Source organism: Pantoea sp. BRR-3P (genome assembly GCF_039621635.1).
GTDB classification, from domain to species: Bacteria; Pseudomonadota; Gammaproteobacteria; order Enterobacterales; family Enterobacteriaceae; genus Pantoea; species Pantoea floridensis.
The window spans coordinates 1695523-1717484 of record NZ_CP155066.1 but is presented as its reverse complement, the minus strand read 5'-3'; the positions used below and the strand labels follow the sequence as shown (position 1 = coordinate 1717484).

General features: G+C 57.6%; 21 protein-coding genes. 16 read left to right on the top strand and 5 right to left on the bottom strand.

From position 1 onward, the window contains the following. Positions 1–78: 78 nt before the first annotated feature. The 4 genes from AAGR08_RS07910 to aroQ are packed head-to-tail and all read left to right on the top strand — an operon-like array spanning position 79 to position 4002. A complete protein-coding gene (locus tag AAGR08_RS07910; protein ID WP_097097057.1) occupies positions 79–1458 on the top strand; it encodes an aromatic acid/H+ symport family MFS transporter in 1380 nt (459 codons plus the stop codon). A gap of 17 nt (positions 1459–1475) precedes the next feature. Beyond that, on the top strand, positions 1476–2735 hold the full coding sequence (locus AAGR08_RS07905) for a gallate dioxygenase (protein ID WP_345829463.1): 1260 nt from the start codon (positions 1476–1478) through the stop codon (positions 2733–2735). Next, positions 2735–3574 carry an amidohydrolase family protein gene (locus tag AAGR08_RS07900; RefSeq protein WP_345829461.1) on the top strand — a complete coding sequence of 280 codons (840 nt, stop codon included), beginning with the start codon at positions 2735–2737 and terminating at the stop codon, positions 3572–3574. The genes AAGR08_RS07905 and AAGR08_RS07900 overlap by 1 nt, the downstream gene beginning before the upstream one ends. Beyond that, positions 3571–4002: a type II 3-dehydroquinate dehydratase gene (aroQ, locus tag AAGR08_RS07895; RefSeq protein ID WP_345829459.1), complete on the top strand. Its 432-nt coding sequence runs from the start codon at positions 3571–3573 to the stop codon at positions 4000–4002. Before AAGR08_RS07900 ends, aroQ begins: the two co-directional genes overlap by 4 nt. Here the strand turns inward: aroQ and AAGR08_RS07890 are convergent, their stop codons facing one another. Beyond that, entirely contained in the window at positions 4003–5229 is a 1227-nt protein-coding gene (locus AAGR08_RS07890; protein WP_345829458.1) for a LysR family transcriptional regulator, read from the bottom strand. It lies immediately after the preceding gene. Positions 5230–5357: 128 nt separating this feature from the next. On the opposite strand from AAGR08_RS07890, the gene galB reads away from it, so the two are divergent. The 8 genes from galB to AAGR08_RS07850 all read left to right on the top strand — a co-directional run bounded on the left by galB (position 5358) and on the right by AAGR08_RS07850 (position 12820). Next, positions 5358–6098, top strand: a complete 741-nt coding sequence (gene galB / locus AAGR08_RS07885; protein WP_097097053.1) for a 4-oxalmesaconate hydratase — start codon at positions 5358–5360, stop codon at positions 6096–6098. Further along, positions 6095–6808 (top strand): 4-carboxy-4-hydroxy-2-oxoadipate aldolase/oxaloacetate decarboxylase, encoded by a 714-nt coding sequence (locus AAGR08_RS07880; protein WP_345829457.1) that lies wholly within the window; start codon positions 6095–6097, stop codon positions 6806–6808. Before galB ends, AAGR08_RS07880 begins: the two co-directional genes overlap by 4 nt. A 3-nt stretch (positions 6809–6811) precedes the next feature. Beyond that, the gene (locus AAGR08_RS07875) at positions 6812–7900 is read left to right on the top strand and encodes a 4-oxalomesaconate tautomerase (protein WP_345829456.1); all 1089 of its coding nucleotides are present in this window, start codon (positions 6812–6814) and stop codon (positions 7898–7900) included. Positions 7901–7903: 3 nt separating this feature from the next. Next, the gene (locus AAGR08_RS07870) at positions 7904–8788 is read left to right on the top strand and encodes a DUF1932 domain-containing protein (RefSeq protein ID WP_345829454.1); all 885 of its coding nucleotides are present in this window, start codon (positions 7904–7906) and stop codon (positions 8786–8788) included. 115 nt (positions 8789–8903) lie between these two features. Further along, a complete protein-coding gene (locus AAGR08_RS07865; protein ID WP_097097049.1) occupies positions 8904–9359 on the top strand; it encodes a heme-binding protein in 456 nt (151 codons plus the stop codon). A 15-nt stretch (positions 9360–9374) separates the two neighbouring features. Continuing rightward, positions 9375–9902, top strand: a complete 528-nt coding sequence (locus AAGR08_RS07860; protein ID WP_097097048.1) for a sugar dehydrogenase complex small subunit — start codon at positions 9375–9377, stop codon at positions 9900–9902. Further along, positions 9895–11496: a GMC family oxidoreductase gene (locus AAGR08_RS07855; protein WP_345829451.1), complete on the top strand. Its 1602-nt coding sequence runs from the start codon at positions 9895–9897 to the stop codon at positions 11494–11496. Before AAGR08_RS07860 ends, AAGR08_RS07855 begins: the two co-directional genes overlap by 8 nt. Before the next feature lie 10 nt (positions 11497–11506). Continuing rightward, positions 11507–12820, top strand: a complete 1314-nt coding sequence (locus AAGR08_RS07850) for a cytochrome c (RefSeq protein WP_345829449.1) — start codon at positions 11507–11509, stop codon at positions 12818–12820. Positions 12821–12865: 45 nt separating this feature from the next. Here the strand turns inward: AAGR08_RS07850 and AAGR08_RS07845 are convergent, their stop codons facing one another. The 4 genes from AAGR08_RS07845 to AAGR08_RS07830 are packed head-to-tail and all read right to left on the bottom strand — an operon-like array spanning position 12866 to position 16977. After that, the gene (locus AAGR08_RS07845) at positions 12866–13273 is read right to left on the bottom strand and encodes a flagellar protein FlhE (RefSeq protein WP_097097045.1); all 408 of its coding nucleotides are present in this window, start codon (positions 13271–13273) and stop codon (positions 12866–12868) included. Beyond that, entirely contained in the window at positions 13273–15360 is a 2088-nt protein-coding gene (gene flhA / locus AAGR08_RS07840; protein ID WP_345829446.1) for a flagellar biosynthesis protein FlhA, read from the bottom strand. Before flhA ends, AAGR08_RS07845 begins: the two co-directional genes overlap by 1 nt. Continuing rightward, positions 15353–16504, bottom strand: coding sequence for a flagellar biosynthesis protein FlhB (flhB, locus tag AAGR08_RS07835; RefSeq protein WP_097097043.1), 1152 nt, complete (start codon positions 16502–16504; stop codon positions 15353–15355). Before flhB ends, flhA begins: the two co-directional genes overlap by 8 nt. A gap of 8 nt (positions 16505–16512) precedes the next feature. Beyond that, positions 16513–16977 (bottom strand): hypothetical protein, encoded by a 465-nt coding sequence (locus AAGR08_RS07830; protein WP_345829444.1) that lies wholly within the window; start codon positions 16975–16977, stop codon positions 16513–16515. A 360-nt stretch (positions 16978–17337) separates the two neighbouring features. On the opposite strand from AAGR08_RS07830, the gene AAGR08_RS07825 reads away from it, so the two are divergent. The 4 genes from AAGR08_RS07825 to tagF all read left to right on the top strand — a co-directional run bounded on the left by AAGR08_RS07825 (position 17338) and on the right by tagF (position 21957). Beyond that, on the top strand, positions 17338–17832 hold the full coding sequence (locus AAGR08_RS07825; RefSeq protein WP_345829442.1) for an SH3 domain-containing protein: 495 nt from the start codon (positions 17338–17340) through the stop codon (positions 17830–17832). An 84-nt stretch (positions 17833–17916) separates the two neighbouring features. Beyond that, positions 17917–19131 carry a type IVB secretion system protein IcmH/DotU gene (gene icmH, locus AAGR08_RS07820; protein WP_097097042.1) on the top strand — a complete coding sequence of 405 codons (1215 nt, stop codon included), beginning with the start codon at positions 17917–17919 and terminating at the stop codon, positions 19129–19131. Continuing rightward, a complete protein-coding gene (gene tssM / locus AAGR08_RS07815) occupies positions 19131–21245 on the top strand; it encodes a type VI secretion system membrane subunit TssM (RefSeq protein WP_097097697.1) in 2115 nt (704 codons plus the stop codon). The genes icmH and tssM overlap by 1 nt, the downstream gene beginning before the upstream one ends. Before the next feature lie 13 nt (positions 21246–21258). Beyond that, entirely contained in the window at positions 21259–21957 is a 699-nt protein-coding gene (gene tagF / locus AAGR08_RS07810; RefSeq protein ID WP_345829441.1) for a type VI secretion system-associated protein TagF, read from the top strand. The last annotated feature ends 5 nt before the right edge of the window (positions 21958–21962 follow it).

Below are 21962 nucleotides of genomic sequence, written 5' to 3'. Positions count from 1 at the left end.
GATGCCGTTAATGTCAATTAGCGCAGAGAAAAGGTTTAACCCAGCGATGTTATTAATAAAAAAATCAGAGCGTATCCTATGAGCAATCACGACATTATCGATGTAAAAGGCTGGATCGACGCCCGCCCGATCACCGGATACCAGTGGCTGACCCTTGCCCTGTGTTTCATCATCATCATGTTTGATGGCTATGACGCGGCAGCAATGGGCTTCATTGCACCAGCCCTGATTGAGGATTGGGGCATTAGTCATGCGGAAATGGGGCCGATTCTTGGCGCCGCCATGTTTGGCGTGGCAATCGGTGCGCTGATCGCCGGCCCGTGGTCCGACAAATTCGGCCGTAAAAGGGTGCTGCTGCTGTCAATCGCTGTCTTTGCCTGCTTTAGCCTGATGAGCGCTTTCGCTCGTACGCCGCTGGAAATGGGCGCGTTACGTTTTCTCACCGGCCTCGGTCTCGGGGCGGTCATGCCAAACTGCGTCACCCTCGTGTCGGAATACATGCCGGAACGCCGCCGCAGCCTGATGATCACCGTAATGTACAGCGGCTTTAATATTGGTTCCGGCCTGGGTGGTTTTATTGCTGCCGGCATGTTGCCGCACTATGGCTGGCAAGCGGTATTGGGCTTTGGCGGCCTGCTGCCACTGCTGATGTTGCCCCTCCTGCTGTGGCTATTACCCGAATCGGCCATGTATATGGTGGTACGCAAAGTCAGTCGGGACAAAATTGCCGCCGTGCTTAAACGCCTCGGTGGTGAGTTCGCGGTAGGGACCGCCTTCGTTCTTAATGCCCCGGTGATCCCGAAGAAAGCCCAGGTGCTACAACTGTTCAGCCGTGGTTATGCCGGCGGTACGCTGGTGTTGTGGCTGACCTATTTTATGGGACTGTTTGTCATCTACCTGCTCAACGGCTGGTTGCCGACCATTATGCGGTCCGGCGGCGTGACGCTGGAGCGCGCAGCGATTGTTGCCGGCTTATTCCAGCTGGGCGGAACGGTTGGCGGCCTGCTGGTAGGCGGGTTGATGGATCGTTTTAAAGCTAAATACGTGATTGCTCTGTTCTATCTGCTGGGCAGTTTCTGCCTAGTATCGCAGGGAATCTGGGGCTTTGGTCCTACGGTGCTGGCACTGCTGGTATTCATGGCGGGTATTTGCATCAACGGGGCGCAAACCGGATTGCAGGCATTTTCTCCCGCATTCTACCCTACCGAAATGCGTGCCACTGGCGTGTGCTGGATGCACGGTATTGGCCGTAGCGGTGCCATTATCAGCTCTTCTCTGGGCGGCGTGCTGCTCGGCGTTTTTCCTGGGCAAACCGCTATTTTTATCGTTTTGTCGCTCCCGGCAGTTTTGGCGGCACTCTCCATCACCCGACATCACCCTGCGCAGGTGACGCGTCAGGTCAAAGGCATTGACCTTAATGACCTGCCGTCCCTGTCGCGTACCCTGAATAATCGATGAAATAGAGGTCACAACTCATGGCTAAAATCATAGGCGGTCTGGCAGTTTCTCATACCCCCACCATTGGCTTCGCGGTCGATCACAACAAACAGCAGGAAGGCGCATGGGCGCCAATATTCGATGGCTTTGCGCCGATGCAGCGCTGGCTGGAAGAGAAGAAACCGGATGTGCTGCTGTATGTGTTTAACGATCACGTTACCTCGTTCTTTTTCGATCACTACTCGGCCTTTGTACTGGGCATTGATGATGAATATGCCGTCGCAGATGAAGGTGGCGGACCGCGCGATTTGCCGCCGGTAAAAGGCCATGCGGCGCTGTCGCAGCATATTGGTGCCAGCCTGATGGCCGATGAGTTCGATATGTCATTCTTCCAGGACAAAGCACTGGATCACGGGCTATTTTCTCCGCTTTCGGCGCTGGCACCGTGGCAAGGCGGCTGGCCAATGCAGGTGGTTCCGCTGGCGGTGGGCGTTTTACAGTTCCCGATTCCAACGGCGCGCCGTTGCTATAAATTGGGTCAGGCGCTGAAACGCGCAGTGGAGAGTTTCCCGGAGGATCTGAAGGTTGCGGTGGTGGCGACCGGTGGCGTTTCTCATCAGGTGCACGGCGAGCGCTGCGGCTTCAATAATCCAGAATGGGATGCGCAGTTTATCGATCTGCTGATCAACGATCCTGAACGCCTGACCGAAATCACTCTGGCGGAATACGCCACGCTCGGCGGTCTGGAAGGTGCGGAAGTGATTATGTGGCTGATCATGCGCGGTGCGCTGTCGGCTAACGTCGAGAAGTTGCATCAGGACTATTATCTGCCTTCGATGACCGGCATCGCCACGCTAATCCTCGAAAACCAGGCGCGTGAGGCACCGGTAGATGTACATCAGCGCCAGCGCGACAAGATTAATCTGCAGCTGAGCGGTGTGGAAAAACTGCCAGGCACCTATCCCTTTACCCAGGCGCGCAGCCTGAAAGCGCTGCGAATCAACCGCTTCCTGCACCGCATGATTCAACCTGAATGGCGTAAGCGGTTCCGCGAAGCCCCGCAGGCGCTGTATCAGGAAGCGGGGTTAACCGCTGAAGAGCAAGCACTCATCACCCAGCTCGACTGGCGCGGCATGATCCATTATGGCGTCAGTTTCTTCCTGCTGGAAAAACTCGGCGCGGTGGTTGGCGTCTCTAACCTGCATATCTACTCGGCGATGCGTGGCGAAACGCTGGAGCAGTTCCAGCAGACGCGCAATCAACAGGTGCTCTATTCGGTGGCGGGGAAAGCAGACTGATGTTTACGCAACCGGTCATCGACTGCCATCACCACGTTTTTGACCCTAAAAACTTTCCCTGGGCGCCCGAAAGCGCCTATAACCCAGACGGGCACGAGCTGGCAACGCCGGATTACTATCGCGCCGTGATGCAGGCCTACAACATCCGCCATTCGCTGATTGTCGGTCCAACCTCGGGTTACAACACCGACAACCGCTGCCTGCTGGATACCATCCAGCGCGGTGAAGGCCGTTTCAAGGGGATTGCGGTCACGCCGCGTGATGTCGATAGCGATACGCTCGCCAGCCTGAAAGCGCAGGGCATCGTCGGGATCGCGCTTAACGTGGCGATGCTGGGCACCGAACCGTTTATCCAGCTGGATGCCCTGATGGGCAGGCTGGCGGAGCTGGATCTGTTTGCCCAAATCCAGGTGCAGAACGACCAGCTGCTGGCACTGATGCCGCTGCTGTCGCGTACCCGCACGCGCCTGCTGATCGATCACTCAGGTCGACCGGACGTTAGCGCGGGCCTGAAGCAACCGGCGTTTCAGGCGCTGCTGTCGCTGGCCGATCAGCAGCGCACCAGCGTGAAACTGTCCGGGCTGGCGAAGTTTTCCCAGCAGCCCTATCCCTATGCAGATGGTCATCCTTATCTGCTCGCACTCCTGAATGCTTTCGGTGCGGAAAACTGCATGTGGGGATCCGACTGGCCCTTCCTGCGCGCCAGCGAACGCATGGATATGGGTACCCAACTGCTGCTTATCGAACAGCTGATCCCCGACGAAAAGAGCCGCCGCCAGGTGCTGTGGCACACGCCAAAGCGGCTGTTTGGTTTTACTGAATCACAGGAGTCACGATGAGAACCATCTATGTACTGAACGGCCCGAACCTTAATCTGCTGGGCACCCGCGAGCCGGCAACCTATGGCTCCGACACGCTGCAAAGCGTGGAAGCGCTGTGCCGGGCGACGGCCGAAGAGTTGGGCGTTGCCATTGAGTTTCGCCAGACTAACCACGAAGGTGAAATGATCGAGTGGATACAGCAGGCTCGCCTGCAGGCTCAGGCGCTGGTGATCAACCCCGCGGCATGGACGCACACTTCGGTGGCGATCCGTGATGCGGTCACCGGCGTGGCATTACCGCTATGGGAAGTGCACATCACTAACGTGCATAAACGTGAGCCCTTCCGTCACCACTCCTATCTTTCGGACGTCGCGCAGGGCGTGATCTGCGGCTACGGCATTCGCGGCTACCGTTATGCATTGATGGAAGCGGCACGCGCAGGCTGACTATTCTCCCGGCCCGCACACTTCACGCAGGCAGTGGATCAACGCATCCGCTGCTGGAGAGTGCAGGCAGCCCGCGCGCACCGTCAGCCCGATGGCGCGCGCGGTATCCGGTAAAGGCACCGGCAGCGCCACCAGCGCGCCGGATGCCAGCTCAACTTCCAGCTGATGGGCAGAAACAGCTGCCAGCATATCCGACTGCAGCAGCAAGCCACGCACCAGTGCCAGATCGCCGGTTTCCACCACCGGATCCGGCGCCGGAATGCCCATCGCCTGGAAACTGTTATTCAGCAGATAGCGCGCTGGCGTTGCCGAACGCGGCAATACCCAACGCGCAGCGCGCAAATCGTCGGTAGCAATCTCACGTCCCACCAGCGGATGATCGTGGCGCGCCAGCAACACCATACGCTCTGAGAACAGCGTTTCTCGCGTAACGTCTAGCGCCTCTTCATCGCGACGCAGCGCACCAAAGATAAAATCAACATCGCCGGAGCGCATTTCCGCGGCCAGCACGCCAAAGGCGCTTTCACTGGTCACCACGCGAACCCCCGGATAACGCGCCGTCAGCATCACGATCGCCTGCGGCAATATCCGCGTGCGACCCAGCGGCAAGGCACCGACGCGCACTGTCCCCTCCAGAATCCCACTGCGAGCGGCAATATCAGCCGGAATATGGCGCAGTTCATTCAGCGCACGTCGCACGTTAGGCTCGATTTCGCGTCCAGCGAGTGAAGGCATCATGCCTTGTGGCGTGCGTTCCAGCAGCGCGATACCTGCTCCATTTTCCAGCACGCGCAGTGCGGCACTCACTGCAGGTTGGCTGAGTTCGAGACGCGTCGCCACCGTCTGCATATGTCGTGTCTGACATAAGGTGATAAAAATTTGCAGGCGCCGCACGTTGAACAACCACAGCGGTTCGGCATCGCTACGCTGTGCGCCACGCCCCTGCAGTTTAGCCAGGCGCTGCGGTACCTGATGCAACTCCTCAATCGCGCGTAAGGCGCGCGGCAATACACATTTGCCGAAGTCAGTCAGCATCATGCCGCCAGCATGGCGCTCAAACAGCGTGACGCCTAACGTGACTTCAAGGTCGCGAATGGCGCGCGTAATCGCCGACTGGGTGCGAAATAATTCATCTGCCGCACGAGAGACACTGCCCTGCGCAACTACCTGACAAAAGGCTCTGATTTGCATCAAGTTTGTCAGTTCCTGATTCGCATTTTTCGCCATCTTTCCCTGCCCACTTTCTCCACCGATCGATGTCGCAATATAAATAAAACGCATACCCGCTGCAATCAAATGAATTATCCGCACCGCGCCCGCAGTGACAGCATGGAAAAAACAGCGGAGGACTAAGCATGACCGAAAATACAGCTAAAAAAACCGCGCTGGTGGTCAGCGCGCACTCAGCAGATTTCGTCTGGCGCGCGGGTGGCGCCATCGCGCTTCATCATGCACAGGGCTACGCGGTGCACGTTGTCTGTCTCTCATTTGGCGAACGCGGTGAATCGGCCAAGCTGTGGCGTAAAGGGGAGATGAGCGAAGAGAAAGTGAAAACTGCCCGGCGCAGCGAGGCGCAGGCGGCGGCCGACATTCTGGGGGCCAGCATCGAGTTTTTTGACCTTGGCGATTACCCGCTGCGTGCCGACAAAGAAACCCTGTTCCGCCTGGCCGATGTTTATCGTCGGGTGCAGCCGCACTTTGTCCTGACCCACTCATTGCAGGATCCCTACAACTACGATCACCCGATGGCCACGCACCTTGCGCAGGAAGCGCGCATCATCGCCCAGGCTGAAGGTTATCGTCCGGGCGAAAAAATCGTTGGCGCACCGCCGGTTTACTGCTTCGAACCGCATCAGCCAGAGCAGTGCAACTGGAAACCGGATGTGCTGCTGGATATCACCTCAGTGTGGGATAAAAAATATCAGGCGATTCAGTGCATGGCCGGGCAGGAACATCTGTGGGAATACTACACGCGCGTCGCACAGCAGCGCGGCGTGCAGGCCAAGCGCAACGTCGGGATCACCAGCCAGCGCGATATCGTTTATGGCGAAGGCTATCAAAGCATCTTCCCACGCGTAACGGAGGATTTGGCATGAGCCTCATCGGTAAAAAAGGCGTGGCGGTGCGCACTATTCAACGTGCTGCTGCTGCAGATATCGACGCCCTGGCCCGCTCAGGTGTCGCCACCGTACACGAAGCGCAGGGGCGCACAGGCTTGCTCAATCCCGCCATTCGCCCCATTCAGCAGGATTGTGGCATTGCTGGCAGTGCAATCACCGTGCTGGTGGCACCAGGCGATAACTGGATGTTCCACGTGGCGGTGGAATTGTGTCAGCCGGGCGATGTGCTGGTGGTAGCGCCCACTTCACCGTGCAGTGACGGCTTTTTTGGCGATCTGCTGGCAACCTCGCTTCAGTCACGCGGCGTACGCGGACTGGTGGCGGATGTGGGTGTGCGCGATAGCCGCACGCTGCGCGCAATGGGTTTCGCGGTCTGGTCGCGTGCGGTGTATGCGCAAGGCACCGTGAAAGAGACGCTCGGTTCGGTCAATGTCCCGCTAGTGTGCGCCGGACAGCTGGTCTGGCCCGGTGACGTGATCGTGGCCGACGACGACGGCGTGGTAGTGGTGCCACGCAGTAACGCCGCCAGCGTGGCAGAAAAAGCGCGTCAGCGTGAAGCGCTAGAGGAGAGTAAACGCGCCCGCCTGGCAGACGGTGAGCTGGGGCTGGATATTTACCAGATGCGCCCGCGCCTGGCGGAAAAAGGCCTGCGCTATCTCGACACGCTTGATCAACCGGAGGAGTAAGCCATGCGCCAGCGTCGCATTCCCTGTTTATTGATGCGCGGCGGCACCTCAAAAGCCGCCTGCTTTCTGGCGCAGGATCTGCCAGCCGATCCCGCAGCGCGTGACCGGGTGCTGCTGGCGGTAATGGGATCGCCTGATATTCGCCAGATAGATGGCCTGGGTGGCGCCGATCCGCTGACCAGCAAAGTGGCGATCGTCAGCGCGTCCAGCCGCGACGATGCCGATGTCGACTACCTGTTTGCCCAGGTCAACGTCGATCAACCCCGCGTCGATTACGGGCAAAACTGCGGCAATATTCTCGCTGCCGTTGGGCCCTTCGCGGTCGAACGCGGGCTGGTTGCGCCGGGCCGTGAACGCACCACGGTGCGCATCTTTATGCAGAACACCGGGCAAATCGCCGAAGCAACGTTCGCCACGCCCGGCGGGGAAGTCGACTATGACGGCGAACTGCGCATTGACGGCGTACCGGGCACGGCGGGCGAGATCGCCCTCACCTTCAAAGATATTGCGGGATCGAGCTGTGGCGCCCTGCTGCCGACCGGTCAACCGCGCGATCGCTTTGACGGCATCGACGTCACCTGTATCGACAACGGTATGCCGGTGATCCTGGTGCGAGCTGCGGATGTTAATCGCAGCGGCTATGAAAGCCGCGACGAATTAGATAACGACAGCGAGCTGAAACAGCGGCTGGAGTCGATTCGGCTGCAGGCTGGGCCACGCATGAATCTGGGTGATGTCAGCCAGCGCACGGTGCCGAAAGTGACCCTGCTGGCTGAGGCACGTCACGGCGGTGCGATCAGCTCACGCACCTTTATTCCCCACCGCTGCCACGCCTCGATTGGCGTGCTCGGCGCGGTGAGCGTCGCCAGCGCCTGTCTGATCCCGGGTAGCGTCGCCGACGGCTTGGCGCGCACCAGCGATGCGCCTCAGCAGCGCCTAAGCGTGGAACACCCGAGCGGTGAGTTCAGCGTACTGCTACAGCGCAGCGGTGATAACCCACTGGCGAGCTGCGGTTTGCTGCGCACCGCACGCGCGATTTTTGCCGGTGAAGTGTTGATTCCAGCGGCGATCTGGCCTTTCAGCAAGGAGTAATTGATGAACATCACTTTTATCGGTTTTGGCGAAGCGGGCGGCATTCTGGCCCATGACTTACAGGCGCAGGGCAATGCGATAACGGTATGGGATCGTAAAGCGCTTGAGGCGGAGAACCTGCCCGCGCTACGGCAAAAAGCGCAGCACAGCGGCGTGCGGCTGGCCGACTCGCTGGCTGAAGCGTTGCAGGATGCCGCGCTGGTGCTCTCCACGGTGACCGCATCGCAGGCGCTAAACGTGGCGCAGCAGGCCGCACCGCTATTGCGGGCCGGGCAGCATTTTCTCGATCTTAACTCAGTGGCGCCGCATACCAAACGTGCCGCGGCTGAAGCGATTAATGCCGCCGGTGCCAGCTATATTGACGTGGCGGTAATGGCGCCGGTACCGCCCAAGCGGCTGGACACGCCGCTGCTGATCGGCGGCGTTCAGGCAGCTCAAGTACAGCTGCTGCTACAACAGCTCGGTTGCAACAGCCGCATGCTGGGTAGCGAAGTGGGTGAAGCTTCGGCGATCAAGATGTGCCGTAGCGTGATGATTAAAGGATTGGAAGCGCTGACCACTGAATGCCTGAGCGCAGCACGACAGTACGGCGTCGAGCAAGCGGTACTTGACTCGCTGCACGCCAGTTTTCCTTCGCTGGGCTGGAACGATCGGCTGCCGCACTACCTGATTAGCCGCGTGGCGGAGCACGGCCAGCGACGTGCGGAAGAGATGCAGGAAGTGGTGAAAACACTGCAAGACGTCAAGGTGCCGGCCGCGATGAGCGCAGCAATTGTTGCGACACAGCAAGGGCTGATAGATGCGTTAAACGCCCGCTCCCTGCGCTATCAACAACTGACACCGTTTATCTGGCAAGAGACGCTGGATAAGATCTATCCACCTCAATGAGTTATACGGAAAGCGGTATGCGTTTTGTTTATCGGCAATTGTTTACATTTTTGCAACAGCGTAGCGTAAGCGAGACGAGAAGCACGTTTAAAACAATAAATATCGGAAGCAAAAAATGAAGAGTAGAGCATCTGTCGCCCTTTCCCTGCTACTGGCAGCGGGCGCTGGCCAGGCCAGCGCCGCCGCGCTGGACGCCAGCCTCACCAATCAGGTTATGACCCGTGTAAAAAATAGCATCAGCGCGCAGCACAGCACCGGCTGCGTGGCCGTGGTTGATGCCAGCGGCACGCTGCTGGCCTTCCAGCGCCTTGACGGCGCCTCGCCGGGTTGTGTCGATGCCGCGATAGGTAAAGCCCGCACCTCGGCGTTGTATCACACCCCCTCGCTGAAATTTATGCAGCGCTTACAGAGTGGCGAAACCACCGTTCTCGCCATCCCGCATGCCGTCGCACTCGGCGGGGGGTTCCCGCTCCAGCTACAGAGTGAAGTGGTCGGTGCCGTTGGCGTCAGCACCCCCAAACAGGAACTGGATAATCAGGCTTCAGAGGCTGCCGCTCAGGCGCTGAAATAACTTTCGGGGATTTCCATGATGACTCTTTCACGCCGCCGGCTATTGACCGGCACGGCGGGCCTGCTGGTGGCTGGCGTCCTGAGGCAGGTGCTGCCCGGCAACCTCGCTTTCGCGGCACCCCCGCTGGCCGCCGCGGTTGCACCCTCCGCCAGTTTTCGCGCAATTTCCGTCACCCTCACCGGGCTGGAACAGCCGGATACGCTACTGGCACAGCGCCTGTACAGCTGGCTGCACGACCATGTCCCGCAGTTGGATAGCCAACTTGATACGCTCAGCACGCTACTGCAACAGCAACCCGTCGCCAACGGCGGCACGCTTCTGACGCTGTTGAGTACCCAACCCAAAGCCCTGAACGATCTTTATCAGGCGCTGGTTTCCGGTTGGTATCTGGGTGTCGTCGGCCCGCTGCCAAGGCCGCAGTGCATCGCCTTTGAAAATATTGTCAGCTATCAACTGGTACGCGATTCGCTGTTACCCCCGAGCTATGCGCCGGGACAACCTAACTTCTGGACGCAGCCGCCAGCAAGGAGAGCACATGTCTGATTCATTAAGCGCCGATGTGGTGGTGATCGGAGCCGGTATTGCCGGTTCACTGGCGGCACTGAAGATGGCCAACGCCGGCGCCTCGGTACTCATGTTGGAATCCGGCCCGGAGATTAAGCGCGATCGGGCAGTAGAATATTTCCGCAACTCGCCGTTTAAAGGCGATTTCACTGAACCTTACCCGCCGCAACCGTGGGCGCCGCAGCCGAAATTCATCCCCAGCGATAACAATTACCTGATCCAGAAAGGCCCGGATCCCTATCGCGCCCAATATCTGCGCGGCACCGGCGGCACCACTTGGCACTGGGCGGGGCAGGCTTTCCGTCTGTTGCCTAACGATATGCGTATTCAATCACTGTACGGCATTGGCCGCGACTGGCCGATCAGCTATGCCGAGCTGGAACCCTACTACTGCGACGCCGAGTATCAGATGGGCGTTTCTGGCGACAGCGATTTGGCTTCGCCGCGCTCACGTCCTTACCCGCTACCAGGCATTCCGCTGCCGTACGGTTTTGATCGCCTGAAGCAGCGTCTCGGTCCGCTGGGTTATGAGGTTGGCATTGGTCCACAGGCGCGCAACAGCATCGCTTATGATGGTCGCCCGGCCTGCTGTGGCAACAATAATTGCATGCCGGTGTGTCCGATTGATGCGCAATATCACGGTGGTATTGCCGCCCGTAAGGCGCTGGATGCCGGCGTGAAAATTGTCACCAACGCGGTGGTGTTTCGCATTGAAGCTGACGATAAAGGGACGATTCAGGCGGTACATTACCTCGATCAAAACAAAGCGCGCCATCGCGTCACCGGCAAACAGTTTGTCCTGACGGCGAATGGCATCGAGAGCCCGAAAATCCTGCTGCTTTCCACCAGCGAACGATATCCACACGGCATCGCCAACCGTTCCGGTATGGTGGGCCGTAATCTGATGGATCATCCGGGATCGTCGGTGGAGTTTTACGCTGATGAACCGGTGTGGTTTGGTCGTGGGCCGATGCGGCCAGGCAGCATTAACAACCTACGGGATGGCGATTTCCGTGCTGAACGCTCGGCGCTGCGCATCGATCTGTCCAACACCTCACCGGTGCGCTATCTCACCGAACGTCTGGTGCGTCAGGGTTACTACGGCCAGGCGCTCAACGACAAGCTGGCCTTCCAGGCCGAGCGTTTTGTCCAGCTGAAGTGCCTGCTGGAGATGCTGCCGGAACCGCAAAACCGCGTCACGCTGAGCAAAACGGAAAAGGATGCCTGGGGCATTCCACGCCTGGAGGTTCATTACCGCTTCCCGGAGTACGTGCATCGCGGTTATGACCAGTCGATGGTCGACTTCCAACGTATGGTTAAACAGATGGGCGGAACGGAGGCGATTTACAGTCCGCGCGGCGTTTACGATAACAACCAGCATATTACCGGCACCATGATTATGGGCAGTAATCCACAGGATTCGGTGGTAGATGGCCACTGCCGAACTCACGACCACCCGAACCTGTTTATCGCCGGCACCGGCATCATGCCCTCGGCGTCGACGGTCAATTCCACCCTGACCGGTACCGCGCTAGCGCTGCGCATGGCCGATAGCGTGCTGGCAAGCTTGTAAGGAGCATCCGATGAAACCTGTAGTTCTTCAGGCCGCTATCGCGCTGCTCCTGATGCAGTGTGCAGTAGCGCAGGCGGCAGACAACGACGCGCAGATTAAACGCGGTGAATATCTGGCACGCGCCAGCGATTGTACCGCCTGCCATACCGCCACCAACGGTCCACTCTTTGGCGGCGGCTTTGCCGTCAGTACCCCTTTCGGTCAGATTTGGGGCAGCAATATCTCATCCGATAAGCAGTTCGGTATTGGTAGCTGGAGTGACGATCAGTTCGTTGCTGCAGTGCGCGATGGCATTGGCAAAAACGGCGAACAGCTCTATCCAGCGATGCCGTATGACTCTTTCACCAAAATGAAGCGCGATGATGTGTTGGCGATCAAAGCGTATCTGCTGTCGATGCCACCGGTTCATCAGGCGTCACCGCAAACCGACCTGCCGTTCCCGTTCAACCAGCGTTGGGGCATGCGCTTCTGGAAGTGGTTTAATTTCGAGAAGGGCGAATTACAGAACGATGCGCAGCAGAGCGCGCAGTGGAATAATGGTCGCTATTTGGTCGAGGCATTGGCGCACTGCGGCACCTGTCATACGCCGCGTAATCTGACCATGGGCATGGACAGCGATAAAGCGCTGGCCGGTGGCGATCTCGGCGGCTGGATGGCGTACAACATTACCCCGGACAAACAGGCAGGCATTGGCAGCTGGAGCCAGCAGCAGCTGGTGACCTACCTAAAAACCGGCTTTGTTGCCAATAAAGCCAGCGCCTCTGGCTCGATGGCAGAAGCGATTGAGCACAGTCTGCAATATCTGCCGGACAGTGACCTGCAGGATATCGCTACCTATTTGCGCACCGTTAAGCCACAGCCGGATAAGCAGCAAAGCCAGCCGCGCGACAGTTGGGGACAGCCCTCAACGGCGCTGATTGCTCTGCGCGGCGCAGACGACGGCACGCGCAACGCGCAGCCCGGCGCGGTGCTGTTTGCCGGTAACTGCGCCAGCTGTCACGGCGCGGAAGGTGCGGGATCGGGCACGGGCTTCCATGCTTATCCATCGCTGTTCCATCACACCAGCACCGGCGCGGCAGATGGGCGCAATGTGGTATCCGTGATCCTCAACGGCGTGCGCCGCCATATGCGCGCAGGTGAAGTGTTTATGCCCGCCTTTGCGCCGGAGCTGAGCGATCAGCAGGTGGCTGACGTCAGTAATTTTGTCAGCCAGCAGTTTGGCAATCCGGCCGCGGCTAAGGTGAGTGCAAAACAGGTTAAGGCATTGAGGCAGGATGCAAAGCTGGCTTCGCCCCCCATCTTTAGTCAGGGGGATAAACCTTAAGCGTGGCTATCGGCGGCACGACAAGCGTCGCCGATAGTTTAAGGGCTAATGATAATTTACCGTCACTTCACTGCTCACCACGCGCAAGCCCGGCGGCAATGCGCCCTGGCCCTGAAAACCAAAGGCCAGATGCAGCGTCTCTTCCGCGGCAACGTTGGCTAAACCACGCGTACTGCCGCTGGCCCCTTCGATTTCGACACAGCGATCGGCGGCACATAAGCGCACCACCAAACCCGACGGCGCAGGACGGCTAAGCTGATAGCGCCAGTTCACTACGGAAATAGTGCCCGGTGCGGATGACGGCGCACGCAGCGCCGGCGATTTCATCCAGTTACCGCGCACGCCGAGGCTCGGGCCGCTGGCGTTGGCGGTCCAGGCACCGGTGGCCGCATTGGCAGCGAGCGGCAACGCTATTATCGGTAACATCATTAATGCCCAGCACCAACGGCGCATTACTTGCCTCCAATGGTGGCTGTCATGCGGATCTGCCGGTTGTCGGTCAACTCCATGTTCGACAGCACGATCAGCTGTGGCAGATTGCGACGCAGGAAGCGCGCCAGCAGCGCACGCAGCGGATGGTTCACCAGCAGCACCGGCGGAGCGCCGACCATCTCTTGCTGCTGCAGCGCACCTTGCGTCTGCACCAGTAAGCGATCCGCCAGGCCCGGTTCCAGTCCACCGCCGCCCTGCAGCGCCTGCAGCAGCAAGCGTTCCAGCGTGGCATCAAGGCCAATCACCTGCACCTCGCCATTTCCAGGGAACCACTGCTGGGTAATCGCGCGTCCCAACGCCACGCGCACCACGCTGGTTAGCTCCTGAGGATCGTTCTGTACCGGCGCATGTTCCGCCAGCGTTTCGATAATGGTGCGCATATCACGAATCGACACGCGCTCGGTCAATAGATTTTGCAGCACTTTATGCAGCGTGGTTAAGGTGATGACACCCGGCACCAGATCTTCCGTCAGTTTCGGCATCTCCTGCGTGACGCGATCCAACAGCTGTTGCGCTTCCTGACGGCCAAACAGCTCGCTGGCGTACTGGCCAATCAGATGATTAAGATGAGTAGCCACCACGGTGCTGGCTTCTACCACGGTAAAGCCCTGAATTTGCGCCTGCTCTTTCAACGCGCTATCAATCCAAATCGCCGCCAGTCCAAAGGCTGGATCGACAGTCGGCTCACCCGGCAACGACCCCGCGGCGGTGCCCGGGTTGATCGCCATCCAGCGGCCCGGGTAGGCATCGCCGCTGCCAATTTCCACACCTTTCATCAGAATGCGGTAGCGCGCAGGCGGCAGCTCCATGTTGTCACGGATATGCACCACCGGCGGCAGGAAACCGACCTCCTGTGCCACCTTCTTACGAATACTGCGGATACGCCCCAGCAGTTCGCCATTTTGCAGGTGATCGACCATCGGAATCAGACGATAGCCCACTTCCATGCCCAGCGAATCTTCCAGCTGTACGTCGGTCCAGGAGGCCTCGACGGTGGCTGGCGTCTCCTGGGTTTTTACCAGACTGGCAGATTCCGCCGGTTTCTTCGGCTGCATTTCGCGCCCGCGCAGCCACCAGGCCAGGCCCAGTAAGCCAGCGGTAAACAGCAGAAAGACAAAGTTCGGCATGCCCGGAACCAGACCGAGTAAACCGATAACGCCGCCGCTCAACATCAGTACGCGTGGATTTCTAAACAGCTGGCTCACCATCTGTTCGCCAACATCCTGATCGGTGCTGACGCGCGTCACAATTACACCCGCAGCCGTTGAGATCACCAGCGCGGGGATCTGCGCCACCAGGCCGTCACCGATGGTCAATAGCGTATAAGTTTCACCGGCGTGACCGAGATCCATGCCGTGCTGCACCACGCCGACCAACAAACCGCCGATAACGTTGATCACCATAATCAGAATGCCGGCGATGGCATCACCGCGCACGAATTTACTCGCACCGTCCATCGAGCCGTAGAAATCCGCTTCCTGTGTTACCTCACTACGGCGGCGCTTGGCTTCATCTTCACCAATTAAACCGGCGTTTAAGTCAGCATCAATGGCCATCTGCTTACCAGGCATACCATCAAGCACAAAACGCGCGCCCACTTCGGCGATACGCCCCGCACCCTTGGTGATCACCATAAAGTTGATGATGACCAGGATGATAAACACCACAATACCGATGGCAAAGTTACCGCCAACCAGGAAGTGGCCAAAGGCTTCTACCACGCGTCCGGCCGCATCGGCGCCGGTATGACCGTCCAGCAAAATGATTCGGGTAGAAGCAACGTTAAGCGCCAGACGCAGCAAGGTGGAGAAAAGCAGAATGGTTGGGAATGCTGCAAACTCCAGCGTGCGCTGGGTGAACATCGCCACCAGCAGCACCATGATCGACAGCGCGATGTTAAAGGTGAACAGCAGGTCGAGAATGAATGCAGGCAACGGCAGCACCATCATCGAGAGGATTAGCATGATCAGTACCGGACCGGCCAGTACCTGCCACTGCGTGTCTTTAAAGTTGCTCGGTAAACGCAGCTTCTCGGCTAAGTTAGCCATCGTTTCTGTTCTCTCCTGCAAAGTCCATGTCTGCCGGCACCGGCAGGTTTTTAGGTTTATTTGGAATCAGGCCGCCTTCGCGCTTCCAGCGTCGCAGCTGCCAGACCCAGGCCAGCACTTCAGCCACGGCGGCATAGAGTGCGCCGGGAATAAACTGGCCGATTTCCGTGTGTCGATACAGCGCGCGCGCAAGCGGCGGCGCCTCAAGAATGGGAATACGATGCTCTTTGGCTAACTCGCGGATTTTCAGCGCAATATCACCTGCCCCTTTGGCAACCACTTTGGGAGCACTCATCTTCCCTTCCTGATATTTTAGGGCCACCGAATAGTGAGTGGGGTTGGTGACGATAACGTCCGCTTTTGGCACGTCGGCCATCATGCGGCGCCTTGCGGCAGCGCGCATCGCCTGACGAATACGCCCTTTAACGTGCGGATCGCCTTCGTTTTGTTTATGCTCGTCGCGAATTTCCTGACGCGTCATGCGCAGCTTTTTGAAGTAGCTATACAGCTGCCAGAACACGTCAAAGCCAACCATCGGGAATAATCCCAGCATGACCAACCCGCAGCTGGCGGCCATCATTGATAAGCCGTGATGCAGGGCGTTAATCGGCGGTTCACTCATCAGCCGCAGCATCTCTTCCCAGTGGCTCCAGATGTACCAACCGGCAACCAGCCCAACCAGCACCGCTTTCATAATCGACTTTACTAACTCCGCAGCGGTTTGGCCGGAGAACATGCGGCCAATACCGCTCAACGGATTGAGCTTCTTGAGGTCAAGCTTGATGGATTTACCGCTAATGTTGAGGCCGCCCAGCGCCATCGGTCCGGCAATCGCCACCACCACAAGGCCGCCCATCAGCGGCAGTAGCGCAATCATGGCCTGCTTAATCAGGCTGCCAATGTGCCCGATAATGACCTTGTCATCGCTCACCATGCCGTGATCGAAACGGAAACCCGTGGCGACCATGCTCGCCAGCCGCTCTGCCATGCTGTTGCCGCCTACCCATAAAATCAGCAGTCCAATCAACAGCATCATCACTGAAGTCAACTCGCGCGAACGCGGAATCTGCCCTTCCTCACGCGCCTTCTCAAGTCGGTGGGGGGTGGGCGATTCTGTTTTGTCCTCGTTACTCTCTTCAGCCACAACGCACCTCAGCGGGCAGGAATTCTGAGCATAGAATGCCAAAAGCCCACGCGGCTAAAGCGCGGATTAAAGGGGAGAAATGTGAGTTTATTTAGCCATAAGTGAAATTGCGGACGGTTATAACCGCTAAGCGGAATAAAAAAAGGCGTCCAGCCACATGCGCGCAACATGGGCAGGACGCCTTTATCCAAAGCACTCGTTTCACGCTTAACGAGAAACAAATGCACAATGTCAGTAAAGGTATTGCAAAGTGTGTGCCAAAGGCTAAATGCGTGATGCAGGCCGCTCACGCAGGAAGAAATGAAATGATTGACAGAAATCTGCACTATCTGGGCGCGCCAGCTGCACAGGCGTTGTGCAGCGCGGCGATCTGCGTCCACTATCCTTAAGCAAAAGCCATGCCGTGCTACGCTGAATGGCGTGCAGAAAACGCCCGGAAATTCCGAAATTTTGAAAATTGTTTCGCCGGGCAATCTTTTTTAATTCCGTTAAATAGATTAATCTTATTTACCATTTTTAATTGGTACTAACACCAGGCAAAAGCAACATCAGCACCGCCTTTTGCTAACCCCAACAAATAAATTAACTCAGCTTATCTTTCGCCAGGACTAAGTGTTTTATATCATCGGCCTGCGCTGCTTTTTCGCCCGGTAGCACGGGATTTCTCTTGGTGCAATGGTTTGAATTCTCAAAAGTCTTAGGTAGACTTAGTTCAGCACTATCTTTCTGTAATCTGTCTGTTTTTTTGATGGCTTTCTCGCTGCCTAATCTGCCTGCCTTAAAGGCTCGTGCCGCAGATTACTCTGCAGCTAATCTGATGAAATTTGAGGATCATGGTGAATAAGAGTCTCGTGCTTGTGTTGCTGGCGGTGTTAAGTTTGGCTGCATGTAAAGCGCCGCCGCCACCCGTTACTGATGACACGCTGGTAACCAGTGAAGTAAATGGTGTCAAACTGGTTCATCGTCATGCGGTGGCAGCACCTAACGAATTCACGCCGGTTAATGAGAGTTATCGCGCGCTGTATGCCGCATCGGTGATGACCACGCCTGATTTTGGCGGCAAGGTGGTGCGCTATCTCGATAACGCTAAACCATTTGAAGTGCTTGGCCGTGTTGAACACAGCTGGCTGGCCGTGGCCGATGAGCCAAACGGCCAGTTGATTGGCTATATTCCACCGAAAGCAGGCGTGGAAAGCAGCCGTTATGACGCGACCATCCGTAGCGACCGCCCGCGTCCTCGCCGTAATAGTAAACAGGTCTGTGTGGCCGTTGGAGGCGCGAGCAAAGCTTGTCGCACTAACGATACTGCGACCTGGATTTTAGACTGATAATGCAATCCGGCGCACAATGCCCGCAGATGTTTACATTCTGCGGGCTGTGATTTTCGCCCTTGCCTGGATAACCGAGATTTAATGACTCAGGATTCTTTTGCTCGCGATGGCATTGTCGCGGGCAATGATAACCTTTTGCTTAATGCCGCAGCACCGATCCTGAATGCCGTCGTCCGTATACGGCAGGCCGCCACGCATGACGATCCTGCTGGTCTGCGTCAGTTGCTGATTGAAGAGATCCGTCAATTTGAACAACGCTGTAAGCAAGCAGGCTTGCCGTTTGAGATGATTATTGGCGCGCGTTACTGTTTGTGCAGCGTGCTGGACGAAGCAGCAGCGCAAACGCCCTGGGGCACGCGCGGCGTATGGTCTGGCAATGGCATGTTAGTGACCTTTCATAATGAAAGCTGGGGCGGAGAAAAGGTGTTCCAGCTGCTATCGCGCGTGTCACAAAGTCCGCAGCAGCATGTGTGGCTGCTGGAAGTGATCCACTATTGCCTGCTACTTGGTTATGAAGGCCGTTATCGCGGCAGTGAAAGTGGCCGGGCACAGTGTGAAGCCATCCGCAAACGGTTGGCGCAATTAATTGCTGAAAATCGCCCATCCAGTGCCGAGCCCGCCGTGCCCTTAGTGGAAGTGCATCCACTGGTGAGTACATTAACCCGCCCGATGGTGCCGCTCTGGGCCTGCATTACCTTAGCCGCGCTGATTGCCAGCCTGATTTATAGCGGGCTTAACTGGCGGCTGGGTAATGCGGCTGAACCCTTGCTACGTAACATTTATCAAACGCCACTGCCGCAAATCACGCCGGGACGACGTCCCACCTCACCCCAAGCCCTGCTCGATTTGCATCAACGTCTGAATGATGTCATTGCCGCGGGCCAACTGGAAGTCAGCGACGGTGCTTTTGGCAGCAAAGTGATCATCCCCGCTGACAAGCTGTTCGCCAGCGATGGCACCGTCGTGAATCAGGTCGGTCGTGCCCTGCTAGCACACGTTGCCAGCGCCATGAAAACCGTCAAGGGCACGGTGCTGGTGTCGGTGTACACCGATAATAGTCCGGTGGATGGCCGCTTCGCCTCAAGCTATGAATTCTCTTTTGCCCGCGCGCGCGCGATCACACAGCTGCTTAATCCACAATTAGCCGAAGGTCACAGCGTGAAAGCGGAAGGACGTGGTGACAGCAATCCGCTGCTGCCCAACGACAGTAATGAAAATCGTGCCCGTAATCGTCGGGTTGAAATTACCCTGTTTGCCACTCCGGAAACACTCGGCAATCATCAGGGAGGCCAATGATGCGCGCGTCACTGCAACATCTGTTAACCCATCGCCTGCTGTGGAGCCTGATTGGCGTCACGGCGCTGAGTTGCGTGCTGTGGATGCTTGGACCGCTGTGGAGCTGGGGCGATACGCGCCCGCTTGAGCCGGTACTTCCGCGCCAGCTGGCGGTAGGAATGCTGTTCTTGCTCTGGCTGCTCTTCCAGTTTATTCCTGCGCTGTGGCGCGGCTGGTTCAATAGTAAATTGCTTAATCGCCTGCAGCAGATGAGCCATGAAGAGTTGTCCGATCGTCAGGCGACGGACACGCTGCTGGCCCAGCGCTTTAGTGAAGCTGCACTGCGTTTGAAACGCACCCAGTTTGGTCGCCGTCATCAGCAGAGCTGGCTGGCACGCTTTCAAAGCCATTACCTGTATCAGCTCCCCTGGTACGTCATGATTGGCGCACCGGGTGCCGGTAAAACCACTGCTTTACTGAACGCCGGGCTTGAATTCCCGCTCACCGACAGTCTCGGCAAGGCCGCCATTCGCGGCGTTGGCGGCACGCGCCATTGTGACTGGTGGTTTACCGATAGCGCAGTGCTGATCGATACCGCAGGGCGTTACGCCTTACAGGAGAGCCAGCGTGCCCGCGATGGCGCTGAGTGGCAGAGCTTTATCAATCTACTGAAGCGCTATCGTACCCGTCAGCCGATCAACGGCGTGATCATGACCATCAGCGTCTCTGACCTGCTCACCGACTCGGCTGAAGCACGTCATGCCCAGGCCAGCGCACTGCGTGAGCGCATGGCGGAGTTACATCAGCATACCGGCATTCATTTTCCCGTTTACGTGATGGTGACCAAAACCGATCTGCTGAAAGGGTTTATGAGTTTCTATGGCAATCAGAGCAAGCCGCAGCGCGATGCTATCTGGGGTTTTACCTTTCCCTGGGAACCCGGTAAGCCGCATAAAGAGGATTGGCATCGCAGCTTCGGCCAGCAATATCAGCATTTAGAGCAGCGTTTGCAGCACCAGCTGGCAGACGTGATGGCCAGTGAACGCGATCTCACGCAGCGTGCCGACAGCTTCCTGTTCCCGCAAGAGTTCAGTTCGCTGCGTCCCCTGCTGAATGAGTATCTCGACGTGGTTTTTTCCAGCCATCAGGAGCCGATAGCCTGGTCACCGCGCGGCCTCTTCTTTACCAGCGGGACGCAGGAGGGTTTACCCTTTGATCGCATCATGGGTGAGCTGAATCGCAAGTTACAGCTGCCCCATACCGGTGAGAGCAGCCTGGCGGCCTGGGATAGCGTCAATCGCAGCAGCCCGATTCCCGGCAATAAAGGACAAAGTTTCTTTATTCGCGATTTACTCAGCGATCTGGTATTTCGTGAAAGTGGCCTTGCCGGCAGCAATCGCCGTTGGGAATATCGTAATCGCCTGTTCCACTGGATTGGCTATGGTGTGCTGACGGGCGCTCTGCTATTGCTCTCCTGTTTGTGGCTGACCAGTTACATTCAGAATCAGCATTATTTAGATCAGGTGGCTGAGCGCATCGGTCCGATTACGGTTCAAAGCCAGCAGGTGATTCATCAGCCCGCCGATAATATTTTTGATCTGCTACCCTTCTTAAATAACCTGGTAAAACTGCCGTTGTCTGAGCGCTTTTCCCTCGACAATCCACCGCTTACCATGCGCGTTGGCCTTTATCGCGGCACCCAGGTGAGCGATGCGGCCTGGGTGCTTTATCAAAATGCACTTAAGTCTTTACTGTTGCCCCGCGTAGCACAGCAAATCACCAATCTGCTGCGTGACGACCCGGGTAACGATAACGAATACAGTCGTAATGCGCTGCGTGCCTATCAGATGTTGTATCAGCCACGTAATTATGACGGTGAATTTCTGCGTGGCTGGCTGATGCAAAATCTGCAGCGGTCATTGCCTAACGAGGTGAGCGCGCGCGATCTGCAGCAGCTCGACTGGCATCTCAGTCAGCTGCTGGATCAGCAAATACAGTCTTCGCCTTATGCGCGTGATAACGCTCTAATGATGCGCAAACTTGCGGAGAATCTGAAAAATGCCGGTGAAAGCAGCAATACGCTGGCGATCACGCCGCGCGTCGTTTCGCAGCGATTGACCAGACACAGTGAGTAATGGTGAGGTAACGATGCCGAAACACACTGCGCCAGGCTGGTATGGCAAACTACCGGCAACCGGCGATTTTTTGCGCCAACGTCTCAGTGAAAATACCGTGACGCCCTGGAGCCACTGGTTTCAGCAGGGTTTGGTGCACTGGCATCAACAACCTGAGGCCAGCACGGCACAATTTCTACGCGCGCCGGTATGGAACTTTGTTCTGCCGCTTTCCCCTCTGCGTCAGCAGGTACAGATGGGCTGTTTGTTGCCCTCCAGCGATCGTGTAGGACGCGCATGGCCGCTGTTAGCTCTGCGCAGCTTCCCTCTCAGTCACTGGCACAGCTCGCAGCTGGCGATGTCCGGCGACTGGTTTCAGGAATTGGGAGCGCTGCTGATGAGCGCAGTGCGCGATCGGCTCAATCCCGATGCTTTAGAGCAGAAAATGCAGCAGCTGTCGCCGCTGATGGTGCCGGATACGCAGCGCAGCGACATCATGGATGTGATTGGTTTTGCCGATCTGCCCTGCACGTTAAGCTGGCGTGAAGTGGCCGACAAATTTGATCCGCAGCAGCACATGAGCTACTGGTGGAGTAATCGCAGTGACGGTTTTAGTCATGCCACACACAAGCATAGTGGTCCGCTGACTGCGCAACTGTTTTCGTTATTGTTTAACCCGGCGTCTGGTGCACAGCCGGGCCGCAACGGCCTCTATCCACCCATGTTTGAATAGGCCGC

Coding starts and splice junctions, on each gene's coding strand:
- AAGR08_RS07845 (WP_097097045.1), bottom strand. CDS start 13,273: ATGCGCCGTTGGTGCTGGGCATTAATGATGTTACCGATAATAGCGTTG.
- AAGR08_RS07875 (WP_345829456.1), top strand. CDS start 6,812: ATGCGCCAGCGTCGCATTCCCTGTTTATTGATGCGCGGCGGCACCTCA.
- AAGR08_RS07865 (WP_097097049.1), top strand. CDS start 8,904: ATGAAGAGTAGAGCATCTGTCGCCCTTTCCCTGCTACTGGCAGCGGGC.
- AAGR08_RS07825 (WP_345829442.1), top strand. CDS start 17,338: ATGGTGAATAAGAGTCTCGTGCTTGTGTTGCTGGCGGTGTTAAGTTTG.
- icmH (WP_097097042.1), top strand. CDS start 17,917: ATGACTCAGGATTCTTTTGCTCGCGATGGCATTGTCGCGGGCAATGAT.
- AAGR08_RS07870 (WP_345829454.1), top strand. CDS start 7,904: ATGAACATCACTTTTATCGGTTTTGGCGAAGCGGGCGGCATTCTGGCC.
- AAGR08_RS07860 (WP_097097048.1), top strand. CDS start 9,375: ATGATGACTCTTTCACGCCGCCGGCTATTGACCGGCACGGCGGGCCTG.
- flhA (WP_345829446.1), bottom strand. CDS start 15,360: ATGGCTAACTTAGCCGAGAAGCTGCGTTTACCGAGCAACTTTAAAGAC.
- AAGR08_RS07855 (WP_345829451.1), top strand. CDS start 9,895: ATGTCTGATTCATTAAGCGCCGATGTGGTGGTGATCGGAGCCGGTATT.
- aroQ (WP_345829459.1), top strand. CDS start 3,571: ATGAGAACCATCTATGTACTGAACGGCCCGAACCTTAATCTGCTGGGC.
- AAGR08_RS07900 (WP_345829461.1), top strand. CDS start 2,735: ATGTTTACGCAACCGGTCATCGACTGCCATCACCACGTTTTTGACCCT.
- tssM (WP_097097697.1), top strand. CDS start 19,131: ATGCGCGCGTCACTGCAACATCTGTTAACCCATCGCCTGCTGTGGAGC.
- AAGR08_RS07850 (WP_345829449.1), top strand. CDS start 11,507: ATGAAACCTGTAGTTCTTCAGGCCGCTATCGCGCTGCTCCTGATGCAG.
- AAGR08_RS07880 (WP_345829457.1), top strand. CDS start 6,095: ATGAGCCTCATCGGTAAAAAAGGCGTGGCGGTGCGCACTATTCAACGT.
- AAGR08_RS07910 (WP_097097057.1), top strand. CDS start 79: ATGAGCAATCACGACATTATCGATGTAAAAGGCTGGATCGACGCCCGC.
- AAGR08_RS07905 (WP_345829463.1), top strand. CDS start 1,476: ATGGCTAAAATCATAGGCGGTCTGGCAGTTTCTCATACCCCCACCATT.
- galB (WP_097097053.1), top strand. CDS start 5,358: ATGACCGAAAATACAGCTAAAAAAACCGCGCTGGTGGTCAGCGCGCAC.
- tagF (WP_345829441.1), top strand. CDS start 21,259: ATGCCGAAACACACTGCGCCAGGCTGGTATGGCAAACTACCGGCAACC.
- AAGR08_RS07890 (WP_345829458.1), bottom strand. CDS start 5,229: ATGGCGAAAAATGCGAATCAGGAACTGACAAACTTGATGCAAATCAGA.